At 67.1% G+C, this 18,236-nt stretch carries 17 protein-coding genes; 7 read left to right on the forward strand and 10 right to left on the reverse strand.

What is annotated here, in order from left to right; genetic code table 11:
* Window positions 1-13: 13 nt before the first annotated feature.
* From U5817_RS04725 to U5817_RS04750, 6 genes are all read right to left on the reverse strand, one after another.
* Window positions 14-1,198, reverse strand: coding sequence for a phosphoglycerate kinase (locus U5817_RS04725; RefSeq protein ID WP_169131312.1), 1,185 nt, complete (start codon window positions 1,196-1,198; stop codon window positions 14-16).
* Window positions 1,199-1,263: 65 nt separating this feature from the next.
* The gene (gene gap / locus U5817_RS04730; protein ID WP_169131310.1) at window positions 1,264-2,280 is read right to left on the reverse strand and encodes a type I glyceraldehyde-3-phosphate dehydrogenase; all 1,017 of its coding nucleotides are present in this window, start codon (window positions 2,278-2,280) and stop codon (window positions 1,264-1,266) included.
* Window positions 2,281-2,378: 98 nt separating this feature from the next.
* Window positions 2,379-4,412, reverse strand: a complete 2,034-nt coding sequence (gene tkt / locus U5817_RS04735; protein WP_407279884.1) for a transketolase — start codon at window positions 4,410-4,412, stop codon at window positions 2,379-2,381.
* A gap of 149 nt (window positions 4,413-4,561) precedes the next feature.
* A complete protein-coding gene (locus U5817_RS04740) occupies window positions 4,562-5,437 on the reverse strand; it encodes a phosphoribulokinase (RefSeq protein WP_169131306.1) in 876 nt (291 codons plus the stop codon).
* A 39-nt stretch (window positions 5,438-5,476) separates the two neighbouring features.
* Window positions 5,477-5,746 (reverse strand): hypothetical protein, encoded by a 270-nt coding sequence (locus tag U5817_RS04745; RefSeq protein WP_407279885.1) that lies wholly within the window; start codon window positions 5,744-5,746, stop codon window positions 5,477-5,479.
* Between the two features lie 78 nt (window positions 5,747-5,824).
* Complete coding sequence (locus U5817_RS04750) at window positions 5,825-6,634, reverse strand: inositol monophosphatase family protein (RefSeq protein ID WP_407279886.1); 810 nt, start codon at window positions 6,632-6,634, stop codon at window positions 5,825-5,827.
* A gap of 180 nt (window positions 6,635-6,814) precedes the next feature.
* Between U5817_RS04750 and U5817_RS04755 the strand changes: the two genes are divergently transcribed.
* From U5817_RS04755 to U5817_RS04775, 5 genes are all read left to right on the forward strand, one after another.
* Window positions 6,815-7,537, forward strand: a complete 723-nt coding sequence (locus U5817_RS04755) for a 16S rRNA (uracil(1498)-N(3))-methyltransferase (RefSeq protein WP_407279887.1) — start codon at window positions 6,815-6,817, stop codon at window positions 7,535-7,537.
* A 12-nt stretch (window positions 7,538-7,549) separates the two neighbouring features.
* A complete protein-coding gene (gene pap / locus U5817_RS04760) occupies window positions 7,550-9,037 on the forward strand; it encodes a polyphosphate:AMP phosphotransferase (protein ID WP_407279888.1) in 1,488 nt (495 codons plus the stop codon).
* A 195-nt stretch (window positions 9,038-9,232) separates the two neighbouring features.
* Entirely contained in the window at window positions 9,233-10,564 is a 1,332-nt protein-coding gene (gene argA, locus U5817_RS04765; protein WP_407281022.1) for an amino-acid N-acetyltransferase, read from the forward strand.
* Window positions 10,565-10,622: 58 nt separating this feature from the next.
* Complete coding sequence (locus tag U5817_RS04770) at window positions 10,623-12,350, forward strand: diguanylate cyclase domain-containing protein (RefSeq protein ID WP_407279889.1); 1,728 nt, start codon at window positions 10,623-10,625, stop codon at window positions 12,348-12,350.
* Window positions 12,351-12,353: 3 nt separating this feature from the next.
* On the forward strand, window positions 12,354-12,626 hold the full coding sequence (locus U5817_RS04775; RefSeq protein WP_169128567.1) for an oxidative damage protection protein: 273 nt from the start codon (window positions 12,354-12,356) through the stop codon (window positions 12,624-12,626).
* A 97-nt stretch (window positions 12,627-12,723) separates the two neighbouring features.
* Here U5817_RS04775 and phoU read toward each other — a convergent pair whose 3' ends face one another.
* The 4 genes from phoU to U5817_RS04795 all read right to left on the reverse strand — a co-directional run bounded on the left by phoU (window position 12,724) and on the right by U5817_RS04795 (window position 16,241).
* The gene (gene phoU / locus U5817_RS04780) at window positions 12,724-13,425 is read right to left on the reverse strand and encodes a phosphate signaling complex protein PhoU (protein ID WP_169128597.1); all 702 of its coding nucleotides are present in this window, start codon (window positions 13,423-13,425) and stop codon (window positions 12,724-12,726) included.
* A 75-nt stretch (window positions 13,426-13,500) separates the two neighbouring features.
* On the reverse strand, window positions 13,501-14,169 hold the full coding sequence (rpiA, locus tag U5817_RS04785) for a ribose-5-phosphate isomerase RpiA (protein WP_169128565.1): 669 nt from the start codon (window positions 14,167-14,169) through the stop codon (window positions 13,501-13,503).
* A gap of 22 nt (window positions 14,170-14,191) precedes the next feature.
* Complete coding sequence (glp, locus tag U5817_RS04790; protein WP_407279890.1) at window positions 14,192-15,445, reverse strand: gephyrin-like molybdotransferase Glp; 1,254 nt, start codon at window positions 15,443-15,445, stop codon at window positions 14,192-14,194.
* A gap of 169 nt (window positions 15,446-15,614) precedes the next feature.
* The gene (locus U5817_RS04795) at window positions 15,615-16,241 is read right to left on the reverse strand and encodes a cytochrome c (RefSeq protein WP_169128561.1); all 627 of its coding nucleotides are present in this window, start codon (window positions 16,239-16,241) and stop codon (window positions 15,615-15,617) included.
* A 121-nt stretch (window positions 16,242-16,362) separates the two neighbouring features.
* On the opposite strand from U5817_RS04795, the gene yihA reads away from it, so the two are divergent.
* Entirely contained in the window at window positions 16,363-17,013 is a 651-nt protein-coding gene (gene yihA, locus U5817_RS04800) for a ribosome biogenesis GTP-binding protein YihA/YsxC (RefSeq protein ID WP_169128595.1), read from the forward strand.
* Window positions 17,014-17,208: 195 nt separating this feature from the next.
* Window positions 17,209-18,225: a porphobilinogen synthase gene (gene hemB, locus U5817_RS04805; RefSeq protein WP_169128559.1), complete on the forward strand. Its 1,017-nt coding sequence runs from the start codon at window positions 17,209-17,211 to the stop codon at window positions 18,223-18,225.
* The last annotated feature ends 11 nt before the right edge of the window (window positions 18,226-18,236 follow it).

Consider the following 18,236-nt stretch of genomic DNA (forward strand, 5'->3'; position numbering starts at 1 on the left):
CACGAAGGCGTCCTCAGTCGTTGAAGCGCGCCTCGAGCGCCGCGATCGCCGGCAGCGTCTTGCCTTCGAGGAACTCGAGGAAGGCGCCGCCGCCGGTCGAGATGTAGCCGACGTCCTGGGCGATATGGAACTTCGCAATCGCCGCCAGCGTGTCGCCGCCGCCTGCGATGCAGAAGGCGTCGGAGTGGGCGATGGCCGAGGCCATCATCTTCGTGCCGCCGGCGAACTGGTTATGTTCGAACACCCCGACCGGGCCGTTCCACACGATGGTGCCGGCGTGGGCGATGATGTCGGCGAGCTTTGCCGAGGTCTTCGGACCGACGTCGAGGATGCGGTCGTGCGGGCCGACTTCCTCGACCGGGATGCGGTTCGCGCGCGCCAGCGCGGAGACTTCGTCGGCGACGACGACGTCGACCGGCAGCGGCACTTCGGCGCCACGTGCCTTCATGATGTCCATGACGGCCTGCGCTTCCTTGACCAGCTCGGGCTCGGCGAGCGAGTCGCCGATGCGGTGGCCCGAAGCGAGCAGGAAGGTGTTGGCGATGCCGCCGCCGACGATGAGCTGGTCGACCTTCTGGGCCAAGGTCTTCAGGATGGTCAGCTTGCTCGACACCTTCGCGCCGCCGACGATGGCGACGAGCGGACGGGCGGGGTTTTCGGTGGCCTTGGAGAGCGCGTCGATCTCGGCGCCCATCAGCATGCCGGCGCAGGCGACCGGGGCGAAGCGGGCGATGCCGTGCGTCGTTGCCTCGGCGCGGTGGGCGGTGCCGAAGGCGTCATTGACGTAGATGTCGCACAGCGCGGCCATCTTCTTCGCCAGCTCCTCGTTGTCCTTCTTCTCGCCCTTGTTGCATCGGCAGTTCTCGAGCAGGACGACCTCGCCCGGCTTCACTTCGAAGCCGCCGTCGACCCAGTCGCGGATCAGGCGCACGGGCTTGCTGAGCAACTCGCCCAGGCGCACGGCGATGGGGGCGAGCGTGTCCTCGGCGCGCACTTCGCCTTCGGTCGGGCGGCCCAGGTGCGAGGTCACCATCACCGCGGCACCGTTATCGAGGCAGTACTTGATCGAGGGCAGCGAGGCGCGGATGCGGGTGTCCTCGACGATGTTGCCCGCCTCGTCCTGCGGCACGTTGAGGTCGGCGCGGATGAAGACGCGCTTGCCGGCGACGTTGAGGTCGACGAGTTTCTTGACTTGCATGGATTCCTTCCCGATGTGAAAACGCCCCGCAGGGCAGGGCGTCGGATTGCTTTGGCGCGGGTGTATTACTTCGCGTTGTGGAACACGCGGGCTGCGTCGAGCATGCGGCAGGAATAGCCCCACTCGTTGTCGTACCAGGCCAGCACCTTGACGAGGTTGCCGTCCATCACGCGCGTCTGCGTCGCATCGAAGATCGAGGAGTGCGAGTCGTGGTTGAAGTCCATCGACACCAGCGGATCCTCATTGACGGCCAGCACGCCCTTCAGCGGGCCCTTGGCGGCTTCCTTCATCAGCGCGTTGATCTCTTCCTTGGAGGTCGCACGGCTGGCGGTGAAGGTGAGGTCGACCAGCGAGACGTTCATCGTCGGCACGCGCAGCGCGAAGCCGTCGAACTTGCCCTTCAGCGCGGGCAGCACCAGGCCCACGGCCTTGGCGGCACCGGTCTTGGTCGGGATGATGTTCTGCGCGGCGGCACGGGCGCGGCGCAGGTCCTTGTGGCGCACGTCGACCAGTACCTGGTCGTTGGTGTAGGCGTGCACGGTGGTCATCAGGCCCTTCTCGATGCCGATGTTGTCCTGCAGCACCTTCGCGACCGGGGCGAGGCAGTTGGTCGTGCACGAGGCGTTGGACACGACGGTCATCGCCGAGGTCAGCACCTCGTCGTTCACGCCGTAGACGATGGTCGCATCGACGTCGTCGCCGCCCGGGGCGGAGATCAGCACCTTCTTCGCGCCCTGCTTGAGCAGCACTTCGGCCTTGGCCTTGGCGGTGTAGGCACCGGTGCACTCGAGCAGCACGTCGACACCCAGGTCGCCCCAGTTCACGCCCAGCGGATCCTTGGTCGAGAAGAAGGGGATGCGGTCGCCATTGACGATCATGAGGTTGTCGCCTTCGGTCTCGACCGGGAAGGCGAAACGACCGTGGGTCGTGTCGTACTTCGTCAGGTGGGCGTTGGTCGCCAGGTCGCCGGAGGCGTTGATCGCGACGATCTCGAACTGGTCGCGCAGACCGAGTTCGTAGAGCGCGCGCAGCGTGCAGCGACCGATGCGGCCGTAGCCGTTGATGGCGAGTTTGATGGTCATCGAGGGTTCTCCCGGAGCAATGATACGAACAGCACAATCCGATGGTCGGCGCCGCGGACTGCCGGCGCCGACTGCGCCGGGAGCGCGGCGACGACGTCTTACTTCACGATCTGCTTCACGGCCTCAGCGACCGCGTCGGCAGTGATGCCGAAATACTTGAACAGCTCGCCGGCAGGGGCGGACTCGCCGAAACGGTCGAGGCCGATCACCGCGCCTTCGAGGCCGACGTACTTGCGCCAGCCGTCGGTGACGCCTGCTTCGACGGCGACGCGCGGCACGCCCGCGGGCAGCACTTCAACCTGATACGCGCGCTCCTGGCGGTCGAAGACGTTGGTCGAGGGCATCGACACGACGCGCACGGCGATGCCGGCCTCGGCGAGCGACTTCTGTGCCGCGACGGCGAGCGCGACTTCGGAGCCCGTCGCGATGATCACGGCTCTGGGCGCGCCGCCCACGGCTTCCGACAAGACGTAGCCGCCGCGACGGATCGCCGCGATCTGTTCGGCCGAGCGCGCCTGGAAGGGCAGGTTCTGGCGCGAGAAGAGCAGCGAGCTCGGGCCGTCCTTGCGCTCGATCGCGTGTGCCCAGGCCACGGCCGATTCGGTCGTGTCGCAGGGGCGCCACACGTCCATGTTGGGGATCAGGCGCAGCGTCGCGGTCTGCTCGACCGGCTGGTGCGTCGGGCCGTCCTCGCCGAGGCCGATCGAGTCGTGCGTGAACACGAACAGCTGACGCACCTTCATCAGCGCGGCCATGCGCAGGGCGTTGCGCGCATATTCGCTGAACATCAGGAAGGTGGCGGTGTAGGGGATCAGGCCGCCGTGCAGGCTGATGCCGTTTGCGATCGCGGCCATGCCGAATTCGCGCACGCCGTAGTAGATGTAGTTGCCGCCGGCTTCCCTGGTGACGCCCCTGGCGCCCGACCACAGCGTGAGGTTGGAGCCGGCGAGGTCGGCCGAGCCGCCGACGAGTTCGGGCAGCTTGGGCGCAAAGGCCTCGATGCTGTTCTGGCTCGCCTTGCGCGTGGCGATGGTCTCGGCCTTGTCGACGACCTTGGCGATCACCGCGTCGACGTGCGCCGACCAGTCGGCAGGCAGCTCGCCAGCCATGCGGCGCTTGAATTGTGCGGCTTCGGCGGGGAAGGCCTGGGCGTAGGCGGCGAAGCGCTGGTCCCAGCCCGCCTCGAGGGCAGCGCCCTTGTCGCGCACATTCCACGCCGCGTAGACCTCGGCCGGGATCTCGAACGGCGCGTGGGTCCAGCCGATGTGCTCGCGCGTCGCGGCGATCTCGGCAGCGCCCAGCGGCGCGCCATGCACGTCGTGGCTGCCCTGCTTGTTGGGGGCACCCGCGCCGATCACGGTCTTGCAGCAGATCAGCGTCGGTTGCGTGGTGTTGGCCTGGGCAGCGCGGATGGCGGCGTCGATCTCGGCCGCATCATGACCCTGCACGTCGGCGATGACCTGCCAGCCGTAGGCTTCGAAGCGCTTGGGCGTGTCGTCGGTGAACCAGCCTTCGACGTGGCCGTCGATGGAGATGTTGTTGTCGTCGTAGAAGGCGATCAGCTTGCCCAGGCCCAGCGTGCCGGCGAGCGAGCAGGCTTCGTGCGAGATGCCTTCCATGAGGCAACCGTCGCCGAGGAAGACGTAAGTGTGGTGGTCGACGATCGCGTGGCCGGGGCGGTTGAACTCGGCGGCGAGCATCTTCTCTGCGAGCGCCATGCCCACGGCGTTGGTGATGCCCTGGCCGAGCGGGCCGGTGGTCGTCTCTACGCCGGGGGTGTAGCCGTATTCGGGGTGGCCCGGGGTCTTGCTGTGCAGCTGGCGGAAGCGCTTGAGCTCCTCGATCGGCAGGTCGTAGCCGGTGAGGTGCAGCAGTGCGTAGATCAGCATCGAGCCGTGGCCGTTCGAGAGCACGAAGCGGTCGCGGTCGGCCCACTTCGGATTCGCGGGGTTGTGGCGCAGATGATGGCGCCACAGCACTTCGGCGATCTCGGCCATGCCCAGCGGGGCGCCCGGGTGGCCGGAGTTGGCCTGCTGGACGGCATCCATTGCCAGGGCGCGGATCGCGCCGGTGACGGGATTGAAGACCGGGGGCCGCACGTTGCGCGGGTTCTCGTTGCGGGCTGCCTGCATGGATCTCTCGGGCCTGGTGGCCGGCTGGGAAAAGCGCGGATTATCGCCGAAAAAGGGGGCGCTTGGGTAGCGCCTGCTGCACTGCAAAACGCACACAAACCCCTGTGCGTTCAGGTCAAATGTCGCTCCGGGGCGCGTCCCGCATGGCGTCAGATCGCTTCGCGCCGGCGCTCCATGAGTTTCCAGATCAGCGGCGTGAGGATGAGCTGCATCGCCAGGTCGAGCTTGCCGCCGGGAATCACGATGCTGTTCGCGCGCGACATGAAGGCATCGTGGATCATGCGCAGCAGGTAGGGGAAGTCGACGCCGCGCGGGTCCTTGAAGCGGATCACCACCATCGACTCGTCGAGCGTGGGCACTTCGCGCGCGATGAAGGGGTTGGAGGTGTCGACGACCGGAACGCGCTGGAAGTTGATGTGCGTGCGCGAGAACTGCGGGACGATGTAATGCACGTAGTCGTGCATGCGCCGCAGGATCGTGTCCTGCACCGCCTCGGGCGAGTAGCCACGCTCGCGCGTGTCGCGGTGCAGCTTCTGGATCCATTCGAGGTTGATCGTCGGTGCGACGCCGATCAGGAGATCGACGTGGCGGGCGACATCGACCTTGTCCGTTACGAGAGCGCCGTGCAATCCCTCGTAGAACAGGCAGTCGGTGCCGACCGGGAGATCCTCCCACTCGGAAAAGCTCCCCATCGGAAGGCCGGTGCGTGCGGCGCGTTCGGCATCATGGATGTAGCTGCGGTGCCGTCCCGTGGCGGACTTGCCGTAGGCGCGGAACAAGGCTTCGAGCTCTTCGACGAGGTTCGCTTCGGGGCCGAAATGGCTGATGCCTCGCCGGCCCGCCCGCTCGGCTTCCTCGATCAGCTTGGTCATCTCCTCGCGCGTGTAGCGATGGAAGCTGTCGCCCTCGACGATGGCCGCATTCACGTTCTCGCGATGGAAGATCGCCTCGAAGGTGTGCTTGACCGTCGTGGTGCCGGCGCCCGACGAGCCGGTGACGGCGATGATGGGGTGTTTGGTCGACATGGTGGTGGCCGTTGCGATGGGGGCGTGGGTGCGCGGCGCTCAGGCGTCGGCGGGGCGGGGGCTACGGCCGCGGCTGGTATGGACGCGGTGTGCGGCGACGACCAGCACGTGCACTTCCTCGAAGGAGAGCTCGGGGTAGTGGTCGCGCAGCACGCGGTAGGCGAGGTGGTCGAGGGTCGAGTTGCCCCAGCGGTTTTCCCGGGCAAAGAAGGGCATGATCAGTTCGCATGCCTCGATGAAGATCTCGCGGACGCGGTGATGAGAGCGGCGTTCCTGCAAGCCGGTGGGTGTGGGGACGGATGAAGTCATGAATCGGTTCCGGGGACGCTGCGGCGGGGGATCATGGCAGGGTTCGTGTGCGTTCGCCTCGGGCCGGGTGCCGGGCGATCAGGAGTGGGCGCTGACCCAGTTGCGCCACTCGGTGAACAGGCAGGGGCTGGCAGCGGCGATCACGCCGCGCTTGATCGACGGGCCGGCGATCACCGTCCCGCCATCCAGTCCGCTCGCCTTGCCGCCCGCCTCCTCGAGGATCAGCTTGCCCGCCGCATAGTCCCACAGCATCTGCCCGCCGTGCACATACACGTCCAGCCGTCCCGCGGCGACGAAGCACCATTCGAGCGCGCTGGAGCCGAAATTGCGCTGCGAAAAATAGGGCGGGCGCACGGCGAGTTCATCGCCGAGGTGGTGGCTGATGCGCTTGAAGTCGATGCCGGCCACCGCATCCGACAGATGTGCTGCAGCCACGCGCAGCGGCAGTTCGACGCCGTTGAGGAAGGCGCCGGCGCCTTTGGCCGCGTAGAAGGATTCGTCGGTCACCGGGTTGTAGACGACGCCGTAGCGTGGCTCGTGATTGACCAGATAGGCGATCGAGACGGCGAAGAAGGGGATGCCGTTGGCGAAATTCGTGGTGCCGTCGATGGGGTCGATGCACCACAGGCCGCTTCGTCCGTCGCTCCACAGGTGTGCCTGCTCCGCGGCGCTCATCTCCTCGCCGAGCACGGCCCCGGGCGCAAGCTTGGGCAGTTCCTCGGAAAAGCGGCGTTGCGATTCGAGATCGGCCTCGGTGAACAGCGTGCCGTCCGCCTTGCGGTTGCGCGCGGTCTTGAGGTAGCGCGGCAGGATCACCTCGCGCGCGACGTCGCGCACCAGCGATTCGAGCGCCCGCGCCTGCGCGAGCCTTTGGCTGGCCGTGGGCATCAGCGTCGCCCCGCTGCGATGTGCCCGGCTGCGGCTGCGAGGGTGCCGGCGCGGGCAAACCCGTGCGCCGTGCGGGCGGGCGCGGGGGAGGTGCACAAAGGGCGGTCGGGGACGCTGAAAATCATGGCCGGATCGGGCGCAGGGTCTCGCGGGAAGGTAGTGTCCTTATAATACACCACGATGATTTCGCGCTTCTTTTGCCCCCTCCCGCTGCCGGCCGCCGGCGAGATCCAGCTGCCCGAGGCGCTGGCCCATCATGCCGCGCGCGTGCTGCGCCTGCGCGACGGCGATCCAGTCATCCTGTTCGACGGCAGCGGCGGCGAGGTCACCGCCGTGCTGCGGCTGCGCGGCAAGCAGTGTTTCGCCGAACTGCTGGAGCGGCGTGACATCGAGCGCGAGTCGCCGCTGCGGCTGGTGCTGGTGCAGGCACTCGCGAGCGGCGACAAGATGGACTGGATCGTGCAGAAAGCGGTCGAGCTGGGTGTCGCCGCCATCGTGCCGGTGCAGGCGGAACGCTCCGTGCTGCGGCTGGCCGGAGAGCGTGCGGCGAAGCGCGTCGAGCACTGGCAGCAGGTCGCCGTGTCGGCGTGCGAGCAGTGCGGACGCAACCGCGTGCCGGCGGTCGCGCCGATCACGGGATTGCACGACTACTTGGCACGTCCTTGCGAGGGGGCGCGGCTGATCCTCGATCCGGCGGCCACGCAGCGCCTGCTCGACGCCGGGCGTCCGGCGGGGGAGGTGCACCTGCTGATCGGCCCCGAAGGGGGCTGGTCCGACGAGGAGCTGGCGGCCTGTCGCCGCGCGGGCTGCGCCGGCATGGGACTGGGGCCGCGCGTGCTGCGCACCGAGACCGCGGGCTTGGCCGCGATCGCCGCGCTGCAGGCCGTATGGGGCGACTTTTGAGGAGGCTGCACGATGTTCGAATCGGCTGAACTGGGCCACAAGGTCGACAAGGAAGAGTACGACGCAGCCGAACCGGAGCTGCGTGCGCAGTTGCTCGACGCGCAATTCGATCTCCTCGAGGCGAAGTCCTTCGCCGTCGTGGTGCTGATCAACGGCATCGACGGCGCCGGCAAGGGCGAGACGGTGAATCTGCTCAACGAGTGGATGGACCCGCGCCACATCCAGACCCTGGCCTTCGATTCGCCGACCACCGACGAGGCAGAGCGCCCCTTCATGTGGCGCTTCTGGCGGGCGCTGCCGCCGCGCGGGCGCATCGGCATCCTGTTCGGCAACTGGTACACGGATCCGATGCGCGAGCGCGTCGAGAAGGTGTCGAAGAAGGCCGACCTCGACCAGCGCCTCGACGAGATCAACCGCTTCGAGGCGATGCTGGTGCGCGAGGGGGTGCTGCTCCTGAAGCTGTGGTTTCACCTGTCCAAGGACGGACAGCGCAAGCGCCTCAAGGCGCTGGAAAAGGATCCGCGCACGCGTTGGCGGGTCACCGAGCAGGACTGGCATGCCTACGAGCACTACGACCGCTATCGTGAGGTCGCCGAGCACACGCTGCGCCATACCAGCACGGGCGATGCGCCGTGGATGATCGTCGACGGTTCCGATCCTTGCTACCGCGAGCTCTTCGCGGCACGCACCCTGCTCGATGCCATGCGCAAGCGCCTCGATGCCGATGCGCACCACTGGGTGGCGCGCCAGACGGCGCCTCCCTTGCCGCCCGCGCCCGATGCGCGCAACCTGCTCGGCAGCCTGGTGTTGCGGCAGGCGCTGGACAAGAAGGAATACCAGGAGCTCCTCGAGCGCTATCAGGGGCGGCTCGCGCTGCTCACGCGCGACGAGTCCTTCCGCAACCGCGCGCTCGTGCTCGTGTTCGAGGGGGCGGATGCCGCGGGGAAGGGCGGCACGATCCGTCGCGTCACCGCGGCGCTCGACGCACGCCAGTACCAGGTAGTGCCGGTTGCGGCCCCGACCGAGGAGGAGCGCGCCCAGCCCTACCTGTGGCGCTTCTGGCGCCACCTGCCGCGCCAGGGCCGCGTCGCGATCTTCGATCGCTCGTGGTACGGCCGGGTGCTCGTCGAGCGGGTGGAGGGCTTCTGCTCGGAGGCGGACTGGATGCGCGCGTATTCGGAGATCAACGACTTCGAGGACCAGCTGGCGGACGCCGGGGCGGTGGTGGTCAAGTTCTGGCTGCAGATCGGCAAGGACGAGCAGCTGGAACGATTTCGCCAGCGCGAAGCCGAAGCGCACAAGCGCTTCAAGATCACCGCCGAGGACTGGCGCAACCGCGAACGATGGGACGACTACGCCCGTGCCGTGTGCGACATGGTCGATCGCACCAGCACCGAGACCTCGCCGTGGACCCTGGTCGAGGCGGACAACAAGCTGTTTGCCCGCATCAAGGTGCTGCGTACCTTGTGCGAGCGGCTCGAGTCCGCCTTGGGACACTGACGGGCGCGGCGGTGCCGATGTCCTGATCGCGTGCGGAAGTAACGCCCCGATGCGCGACGCGACGTGTAATGTATTCCGCTAGAATGGGTCGGGCACGCGTGCGCGGCGTCGCTCCGGCGAGCTTTCCGACTTCCTGATGGTGATGATTTGAGCGGCAACCCCAACCCCAACCCCAACTCCAGTGCCGGCGCCAGTGTGGCTGCATCCGACATTGCGGCGTCGACGGAGCAGTTCGTGGCCTGGGTGCGCGGGGCCGCACCCTACATCCATGCATTCCGCGGGCGCACCTTCGTCATCGCCTTCGGCGGGGAGGTCGCCGCCGGCGCTCGCGCACAGAGCCTCGCCTACGACTGCAACCTGCTCGCCGCGCTGGGCATCCGCCTCGTCCTCGTGCACGGCGCCCGGCCGCAGATCGAAGCCGAACTCGCGCGGCGCGGACTGGAGCCGCGCTATCACAACGGCCTGCGCGTGACCGACGCCGAGGCGCTCGAATGCGTCAAGGCCGCGATGGCGGTGACGCGCCTCGAAGTGGAAGCCCTGCTGTCGCAGGGCTTGCCCAACACGCCGATGGCCGGCAGCTACATGCGCGTGACGGGCGGCAACTTCATCACGGCGCGTCCGGTCGGCGTCGTCGATGGCGTCGACTATCAATACACCGGTGCCGTGCGCAAGATCATCGCCGAGGAGATCAACGCCGACCTCGACCAGCAGAACGTCGTGCTGATCTCGCCGATGGGCGTGTCGCCGGCGGGGGAGATCTTCAATCTCAGCATGGAGGAGGTCGCCGAGGCGGTGGCCGTTGCGGTGAAGGCCGAGAAGCTGATCTACCTGTGCGACGCGCCGGGCCTGCTGGATGCCGACCAGCGCCTGATCGACTCGGTGACCGCCGACGAGGCCGAGCGCATGTTCAATGCGGGGGAGGGACTCACCGAGGACCTGGACCTGTACCTGCCGTGCGCGATCCGGGCGGTGCGGCGTGGCGTCGCCCGCGTGCACCTCATCGATCACGACAAGGACGGCGGCCTGCTGCTGGAGTTCTTCACCCACGCCGGCGTGGGCACGGTCGTGTCGCGCGATCCCCTGTTCCGCCTGCGCGACGCAAGCTTCGAGGATGTCGCCGCGCTGGTTGCGCTGATCTCGCCGATGGAGGCGGACGGCACGCTGGTGCGGCGCGGACGCGAACTGCTGGAGCAGGAGATCGACCGCTTCTCGGTCGTCGAGCATGACGGGGTGCTCGTCGGTTGCGCAGCGCTGTATCCGTTTTCGGACGAACGTGCGGCGGAGCTCGCCTGCCTTGCCGTCACGCCTGAATATCGCCGCGCGGGGCTCGGTGACCAGTTGCTGCGTCGCATCGAGCAGCGCGCACGCAATCAGCGCCTCGAGCGTCTCTTCGTGCTCACGACACGCACCGCACACTGGTTCCGCGAGCGCGGCTTCAGCGAGATCGGCCCCGAGGCCCTGCCGCAGAAGAAGCGCGAGCTGTACAACTACCAGCGTCGCTCGAAAGTGTTCGTGAAGAAGCTATGACCGATGCGCGCGCATGGTCCGGCCGATGGTGCGCGTGCAGCCCGCGTGCGGAGGCCCCGTGAGCGGCAGGCAAGCCCCTTCGCGGGCTGCGCCGGTGCTGGCTGGCGTGGCGGGCGCCCTCCTCGCGGGCCTTGGCGCGCTGGGCGGCGCGCACTTCGGCGTGGCTGGCGACGTGGGCGTGCTTGCCCTGGTGCTGCTTGCGGCGGGGGGGCTGGGGGCCGGTGTCGCGCTCCTGTACGTCAATGCGGTGCTGCGTCGGCAGACCGGCAACGACGCCGCGATCGCGTCGCGTCTCGATGCATTGGACATCGTCGTGCACCTTTCCCCCGAGGTCGGCGGTCGCGAATCCGCAGCGGATCACGCAAAGCGGCTGGATGTGCTCGCCGTCGGCGTGTCCCGCCTGCGCGAGATTGCGGAAGGCGTGCATGGCGTGGAAGCCCTGTTCGACATGCGTGGGCGACTCACCTGGATCAGCCCGTCGATCCAGCGCTTGACGGGCTGGAGTCCCTCGGCCTGCCTTGAGGCGCCCGATGCGCTCGCGCTGCTGGTGCACGAGTCCGATCGCCGCTACTGCCAGCGCATGGCGCAGCGCGTGGCGGAGGGGAGTCCCGGCGAGGATTTCGAGATGCGCCTGTTGCGCGAGGACGGCCACATCTGTTGGGTCGCCTGCCATTGGCGGCCGCTTGGCAGGGACGGCACACAGCCTGCGGGCTTGAGGATGTCGGCCGAGGACATCCAGGCGCGCAAGGAAGCCGAGTACAAGCTGCTGGAAACCGTCACCGAGCTGCGACGTGCGCAGGCGCTGCGCGAGCGCTACCTCGCGCGTTCGAACGACGAGCGCCAGCGCCTGTCGGCCCTGCTCAACGTCATCCGGCTGGGCATCCTGTTCATGGACCGCGACCACCGTGTGCTCTATTACAACCGCGCGATGCTCGACATCTGGGGTTTTCCGCCCGACGAGAACCTCATCGGCATGCGCGACGTGGTGCTGCAAAGCCGCGTCGCCGAGCTGATCGAGCAGCCGGAAGCCTACTTCGAGCACATCGACGCGGTGTTGCGCACCTACGTCGTCAGTGAGCCTCACGAAGTGCATTTCAAGGACGGTCGCATCGTCACCGATATCGCCGCGCTCGTCGAGGCCGCGCAGGGGCGCCGCGGCATCGGGCGCCTGTGGATCTACGAGGACGTCACCGAGCAGCGCCGCACGGCGCAGCGGCTGGTCGAACTGGCCGAGCACGATCCGCTGACCGGCCTCTACAATCGACGGCGCTTCCACGAGGAGCTCGACCGGCAGCTCGCCGACGCCTCGCGGCGCGGGGGGGAGGTCGGCCTGCTCGCGATCGACCTTGACGGTTTCAAGCCGATCAACGACGAGTTCGGACACCAGGCCGGGGACGAGGTGCTGGTCACGCTCGCGGATAAGGTCGGCGACGTCATCCGCCGCAACGAGATGTTCTGCCGCCTCGGCGGCGACGAATTCGGGGTCGTCGTGCCCGATGCCGGCGAGAACGAGCTGTGCGAACTTGCGCGCCGCATCATAGAGGTGATCGAGGGGCTGCGCTTCGACTTTGGCGGGCGTGCCGTCGGCATCACCGCGAGCCTCGGGATCGCGATTTACCCACGTCACGCATCGTCCTCCGAACAGCTCATCGCGGCAGCCGACCAGGCGATGTACCGCTCGAAGAGCAGCGGCCGCGATCAATGGACCATGGCAGCGAGCTGCCCCGAATCCGCTAGAATGAGCCCCACCGAATCCCATGAACCCGATTGCAGAAGAGAGGACTGAACGATGGCCCGTATGGTCAATTGCATCAAGCTTGGTCGCGAGGCCGAGGGGCTGGACCTGCCCCCGGTTCCCGGTGCGCTGGGCAAGCGCATCTTCGACAACGTCTCGAAGGAAGCCTGGCAGCAGTGGGTCAAGTACCAGACCATGCTGATCAACGAGAATCGCCTCAACCTGATGGATGCGCGTGCGCGCAAGTACCTGTCGGAGCAGATGGAAAAGCACTTCTTCGGCGGCGGCGCCGACCAGGTCGGCGGCTACGTCCCGCCGGCGCAGTGAGCCTGCGCGCCGGAGATCGGCGCGCGCCAATGAAAAAGGGATGGCCGCGGCCATCCCTTTTTGCATTGCCCGCCGCCACAGGGCAGCGTGATTGCCGTCACTCGGCGCCGGATGCGCGCTCCAGCGCCTCGACCCCCTCGTGGCGCACGTCGCGGCCCTTGACCATGTACACCACGTATTCGGAGAGGTTCTTCGCGTGGTCGCCGATGCGCTCGATCGACTTGGCGATGAACAGCACGTCCAGCGAACGCGTGATCACGCGCGGATCTTCCATCATGTAGGTGATGAGCTGGCGCATGATGCCCTTGAAGATCGCATCGACCTCCTTGTCGCGCCGCACGATGTCGGGCGATGCCGTCGGGTCCATGCGCGCGAAGGCGTCGAGCGCCCCCTGCAGCATCTCGACGACCATCGTCGACACGTGGCGCAGCTCCACCTTGGGAACGAAGGCAGCGTCCGAGTCGATGATCTGGCGACCGGCCTTGGCGATCTTCTTGGCCTCGTCGCCGATGCGCTCGAGGTCGGTGATCATCTGGATCATGGTCATGACCATGCGCAGGTCGCCCGCCGTCGGAGCGTGGCGCGCGATGACGTGGATACAGGCATCGTCGAGCGCGACTTCCTCTTCGTTGACCTTGCGGTCATCGGCGATGACCTGCTCGAGCAGTTCCTGGTTGCCCGTCCCGAGCCCTTCGATCGCACGCGTCAGCTGCTGCGCCACCAGTCCGCCCATTTCCAGCAGGCGCTTGCGTATGGCCTCCAGTTCGTTGTCGAACTGCGTGTAGGTGTGCTTGTTCATCATCATGTTCCGGTCCCGAGAGTCCGCGAGGTTAGCAGCTTAATGTGACGGAAATATTGCACCGATGTCTGCGGTTCAGGAAGTTGCCGCGACGCGCCGCTCGACCCCGGCGGGCGTGGCCAGCAGCAGCAGGTCTGCCCCGCGCAGCGCGAACAGGCCGTTGGTCACGACGCCGGTGATCTGGTTGATCTCCGTTTCCAGGCTCCGCGGGTCTGGAATGCGCAACCCATGCACGTCCAGGATCAGGTTGCCGTTGTCCGTCACGAAGCCTTCGCGCAATACGGGGCGTCCGCCGATGCGTGCGAGGCGGCGCTCGACGTAGGCACGGGCCATCGGGATCACCTCCACCGGCAGAGGGAAGGCGCCCAGGCAGCTCACGAGCTTGGACTGGTCGCAGATGCAGACGAAGCGGTCGGCGACCGCGGCGACGATCTTCTCGCGCGTGAGCGCGCCGCCGCCGCCCTTGATCATGGCAAAGCCGCCGTCGATCTCGTCGGCCCCGTCCACATAGAGTTGCAGTTCGGTCACGTCGTTGAGGCCGATCAGCGGGATGCCGTACGCCTCGAGCCGGCGTGCGCTCGCTTCCGAGCTGGAGACGGCTCCGGCGATACGGTCACGCATGTCGGCCAGCCCGTCGATGAAATGGTTGACCGTCGAGCCGGTGCCGACCCCGACGATCATGCCGTCCTCGACATAATCCAGCGCCGCGCGCGCCGCGGCCTTCTTCAGTTCGTCCTGATTCATTGCGTCATCCTGTTGGTATGTCTCACACGAGACCGTCGAAGATCTGCACCTGCACCGTTTCGCCCGCCTCGACGTCGCCGCGCTCTTCGGGCAGCACGATGAAGCAGTTCGCTTCCGACATCGAACGCAGCACGCCGGAACCCTGGGCCCCGGCGAGCCGCACCGTCTGGCGCCCCTCCACGAGGGCAAGGCGCCCGCGCATGAATTCGCGCCGTCCGGGCTGCTTGCGGATACGCTCTGCGCATGTCACGTCGAACAAGGAGGGCTCGGGCAGCGGCGACACGCCGGCCAGGGCTTGCAGGGCGTCCTGGACGAACTGGTAGAAGGTCACCAGCACCGCGACCGGATTGCCCGGCAGGCCGAACAGCCACGCATCGCCGACGCGGCCGAAGGCCATCGGTCGTCCGGGTTTGATGTCGATCTTCCAGAAGGCGACCTCGCCCAGCCGATTCACGAGCTCGCGGATGAAGTCCGCCTCGCCTACCGATACTCCGCCGCTCGTCAGGATCACATCGGCGTTGGCCGATGCGTCGCGGAAGGCCGTTTCTAGCGCCTGCGGGTCGTCGCGCACGACGCCCATGTCGATGAGATCGCAGCCCAAGCGCGAAAGCGCGCCGAAGAGGGTGTAGCGGTTGCTGTCATACACCTCTCCCGGGGCCAGCGGCTTGCCGATCGACGCCAACTCGTCGCCGGTGGAGAAGAAGGCCACGCGCAGGCGGCGGCGCACCACGACCTCGGCGATGCCGAGCGATGCGGCGAGGCCCAGTTCGGCCGGTCCGCAGCGCTTGCCGGCGGGCAGGGCGACGCCGCCGAGCGCCAGGTCCTCGCCCGCGCGCCGCAGGTTCTGCCCGGCGCGCTGGCCGGCGGGGATGTGCACCTTGCCCTCGGCGGCGCGCGTCACTTCCTGCACGACGATGGTGTCGGCGCCTTCCGGGATCGGCGCCCCGGTCATGATGCGCACGGCCTGTCCGGCACCGACGATGCCCGAAAAGGGCTTGCCGGCGAACGCGGTGCCGACCACCGTCAGGACGCTCTCGCCCTGCGCCGCGAGATCGGCATGGCGTACCGCGTAGCCGTCCATTGCGGAATTGTCGTGGGCCGGCACGTTGCACGGCGCGATGACATCCTCGGCGAGCACGCGCCCGAGGGCGCTACGGACGCTGACGCGTTCCCATCCGCCGATTGGTGCGAGCCGTCCGAGAATGGCCTGTCTTGCCTCGGCGGCAGTGTAGTTGGGCGAGCGGGCGGAGTTCGGGCTTCCGGGGTTCTGTACCATGTTTATCGTTCCTGGATGCTGCGTTCGCTCGGTCTGGCGAAAAGCGCATTATCGTCCGATCTTGTGCGCCATGCGAAGGCGGGTGTGGGACGATGCGGTACCGGAAAAGGAAAAGGGGTGGCCAAGCCACCCCTTTCACCCCGTTCGGGATTCCGGCGGAGCCGGACGATCAGCGCAGGCCGGCGGCGTAGTCGGCGACCGCCTTCATCTCCGGATCGGTCATCTTCAGTGCGATGGTCTGCATCATCTGCGCCGGGTCGTTCTTGCGCACGCCGTCACGGAAGGCCTTCAACTGGGCTTCCGTGTAGTCGGCGAACTGACCCGCGAGGCGCGGGTACTGCGCCGGCAGGCCGGCGCCGGCGGGGCCGTGGCAGCCGGCACAGGCGGGGACGCCCTTGGCCGGGATGCCGGCACGCCAGATGTTCTGGCCGAGTTTGGCGAGGTCCGGGTTCTTGGCCGAATCGGGCTGCAGCGTCTGCGACGAGAAGTGGATGGCGAGTGCCTTCATGTCCGCTTCCTCGAGCGCGGCGACCATGCCGCCCATGATCGGGTTCTCGCGTTCGGCTGCTTTGCCGTTCCAGCCCTTGAAGTTTTTGAGCTGCTTGAACAGGTAATCGGCATGCTGGCCGGCCAGTTTCGGGTTGACCGGAATCGGGCTGTTGCCGTCGGCGCCGTGGCACCCGACGCAGAGGGTTTCTGCAGTCTGTTTCGCCTTGGCGAGGTCGGGAGCCTGGTCTTGGGCATGAAGGCCGCCCGTAACCAGCAGCAGCGAGAGCAGCAGGGAACGCTTGATCATGGTGTCCTCAGAAAGCCGTGAGTGGTTATCGCAAACGCGGTATTCTATAACAGCTGGCCGGATTTGCGCGATGCAATGTGGGCTGACCGGCATAACCATAAGCGTTTTTCTCTCCTTTCCGATGTCGCTCTTCCGCAACGCAAAATTCGAGATTTCCATTGCAAAACCGGGCGATCTGCCGCTTCCCGACGGGGCCGAGATCGCCTTTGCCGGCCGTTCGAACGCCGGCAAGTCGAGTGCCATCAATACGCTTGCCGATCATACGCGTCTCGCATATGTTTCGAAGACGCCCGGGCGTACGCAGCTGATCAACTTCTTCCGTCTCGATTGTGGGGCGGTGCTGGTCGACCTGCCGGGCTACGGCTACGCGAAGGTGCCGGAGGCGATCCGCCGGCAGTGGGTGAATCTCCTCGAGAGCTACCTGCGCCGGCGCGAGAACCTCGTCGGGCTGGTGCTCATCATGGATTCCCGCCATCCGCTGACTCCGCTCGATCGCCAGATGATCGACTGGTTCCTGCCCAGCGGGCGGCCGATTCACGTGCTGCTGACGAAGGCGGACAAGCTCACGCGCAACGAGGCCGCTGCAACGCTGGCCGCGGTGCGTCGCGAAGTGGCGCCGATGGGGGCACAGGTCACGGTGCAGCTGTTTTCGAGCCTGAAGAAGGTCGGGGCCGAAGAGGTGGAGCATACCGTCGCGGGCTGGCTGAATCTTCCGACGGACGAGTTGCGTCCGATTCCCGCTGCAGCGCGGCTGGGCGGTGCCGGAAAATAAAAGACCCCGGGCTAAAGGGGATAAAGCCCGGGGTCAAACGCCTTAACGGGATTAAGGCACCCGCTCAGGGAGGTGAAGCGGGGGACGGCTCGTCACCATCCGGAGTTTCAGAGTAAATGGACTTTGAATAAGTTCCCACCCGAATTCGTTACCTTATGTTTCCCGTCGATTAACTGAACTGGAGCTGGATCGAACATGCGTCCTACCGGAACCTTTCCTGCGACCCGCATGCGGCGGATGCGCCGCGACGAATTTTCCCGTCGCCTGATGCGCGAGTCGCGTCTGTCGGCCGACGATCTCATCTATCCGGTCTTCGTCCTCGAAGGCAACAACGTCACGCAGACCGTGCCGTCCATGCCGGGCGTGACGCGCGTGTCGCTGGACAAGCTGCTGCACGTTGCAGAGGAGGCGGTGTCGCTGGGCGTCCCCGCGCTTGCCCTCTTCCCCGTGATCGATGCAGCCGGCAAGACCGAAGGTGCGGAGGAGGCGTGGAATCCGGACGGCCTCGTGCCGCGCGTCGTGCAGGCGCTGAAGGCGCGCTTCCCGGAACTCGGCGTGATCACCGACGTTGCGCTCGATCCCTACACCAGCCACGGCCAGGACGGCCTGATCGACCCGGACGACCCGCGCGGCTACGTGCTCAACGACGAGACGCTCGAGGCACTCGCGAAACAGGCGCTGTGCCACGCGCAGGCGGGCGCCGACGTGGTCGCGCCGTCCGACATGATGGACGGCCGCATTGCGCGCATCCGTGCCGAACTGGACGGAGACAATCGCATCTACACGCGCATCCTCGCCTACTCGGCGAAGTACGCCTCCAGCTTCTACGGTCCCTTCCGCGACGCGGTGGGCTCGGCCGGCAACCTCGGCAAGGGCAACAAGTACACCTACCAGATGGATCCGGCGAACACCGATGAGGCCATCCGCGAGGTCGCGCTCGACATCGCCGAGGGCGCCGACATGTTCATGGTCAAGCCCGGCATGCCCTACCTCGACATCGTGCGCCGCGTGAAGACTGAGCTGCAGGTGCCCACCTACGCCTATCAGGTGAGCGGCGAGTACGCGATGCTGAAGGCGGCGATCGCCAATGGCTGGCTGGCGGAGGAGGCGTGCGTGATGGAGGCGCTGCTGTCCTTCAAGCGTGCCGGTGCCGACGGCATCCTGACCTACTTCGCGCTCGATGCGGCGCGCTGGTTGAAGGCCGCCGGCTGAGGTTCGCTACG

It is taken from the genome of Aromatoleum evansii, from assembly GCF_045689615.1.
GTDB classification, from domain to species: Bacteria; Pseudomonadota; Gammaproteobacteria; order Burkholderiales; family Rhodocyclaceae; genus Aromatoleum; species Aromatoleum evansii.

What these genes read in the sequence shown, in the direction of transcription:
- U5817_RS04740 (WP_169131306.1), bottom strand. Translation starts at nt 5,437, where the DNA reads ATGTCGACCAAACACCCCATCATCGCCGTCACCGGCTCGTCGGGCGCC.
- U5817_RS04775 (WP_169128567.1), top strand. Translation starts at nt 12,354, where the DNA reads ATGGCCCGTATGGTCAATTGCATCAAGCTTGGTCGCGAGGCCGAGGGG.
- hemB (WP_169128559.1), top strand. Translation starts at nt 17,209, where the DNA reads ATGCGTCCTACCGGAACCTTTCCTGCGACCCGCATGCGGCGGATGCGC.
- U5817_RS04795 (WP_169128561.1), bottom strand. Translation starts at nt 16,241, where the DNA reads ATGATCAAGCGTTCCCTGCTGCTCTCGCTGCTGCTGGTTACGGGCGGC.
- tkt (WP_407279884.1), bottom strand. Translation starts at nt 4,412, where the DNA reads ATGCAGGCAGCCCGCAACGAGAACCCGCGCAACGTGCGGCCCCCGGTC.
- phoU (WP_169128597.1), bottom strand. Translation starts at nt 13,425, where the DNA reads ATGAACAAGCACACCTACACGCAGTTCGACAACGAACTGGAGGCCATA.
- U5817_RS04745 (WP_407279885.1), bottom strand. Translation starts at nt 5,746, where the DNA reads ATGACTTCATCCGTCCCCACACCCACCGGCTTGCAGGAACGCCGCTCT.
- yihA (WP_169128595.1), top strand. Translation starts at nt 16,363, where the DNA reads ATGTCGCTCTTCCGCAACGCAAAATTCGAGATTTCCATTGCAAAACCG.
- U5817_RS04725 (WP_169131312.1), bottom strand. Translation starts at nt 1,198, where the DNA reads ATGCAAGTCAAGAAACTCGTCGACCTCAACGTCGCCGGCAAGCGCGTC.
- pap (WP_407279888.1), top strand. Translation starts at nt 7,550, where the DNA reads ATGTTCGAATCGGCTGAACTGGGCCACAAGGTCGACAAGGAAGAGTAC.
- glp (WP_407279890.1), bottom strand. Translation starts at nt 15,445, where the DNA reads ATGGTACAGAACCCCGGAAGCCCGAACTCCGCCCGCTCGCCCAACTAC.
- rpiA (WP_169128565.1), bottom strand. Translation starts at nt 14,169, where the DNA reads ATGAATCAGGACGAACTGAAGAAGGCCGCGGCGCGCGCGGCGCTGGAT.
- U5817_RS04755 (WP_407279887.1), top strand. Translation starts at nt 6,815, where the DNA reads ATGATTTCGCGCTTCTTTTGCCCCCTCCCGCTGCCGGCCGCCGGCGAG.
- gap (WP_169131310.1), bottom strand. Translation starts at nt 2,280, where the DNA reads ATGACCATCAAACTCGCCATCAACGGCTACGGCCGCATCGGTCGCTGC.
- U5817_RS04750 (WP_407279886.1), bottom strand. Translation starts at nt 6,634, where the DNA reads ATGCCCACGGCCAGCCAAAGGCTCGCGCAGGCGCGGGCGCTCGAATCG.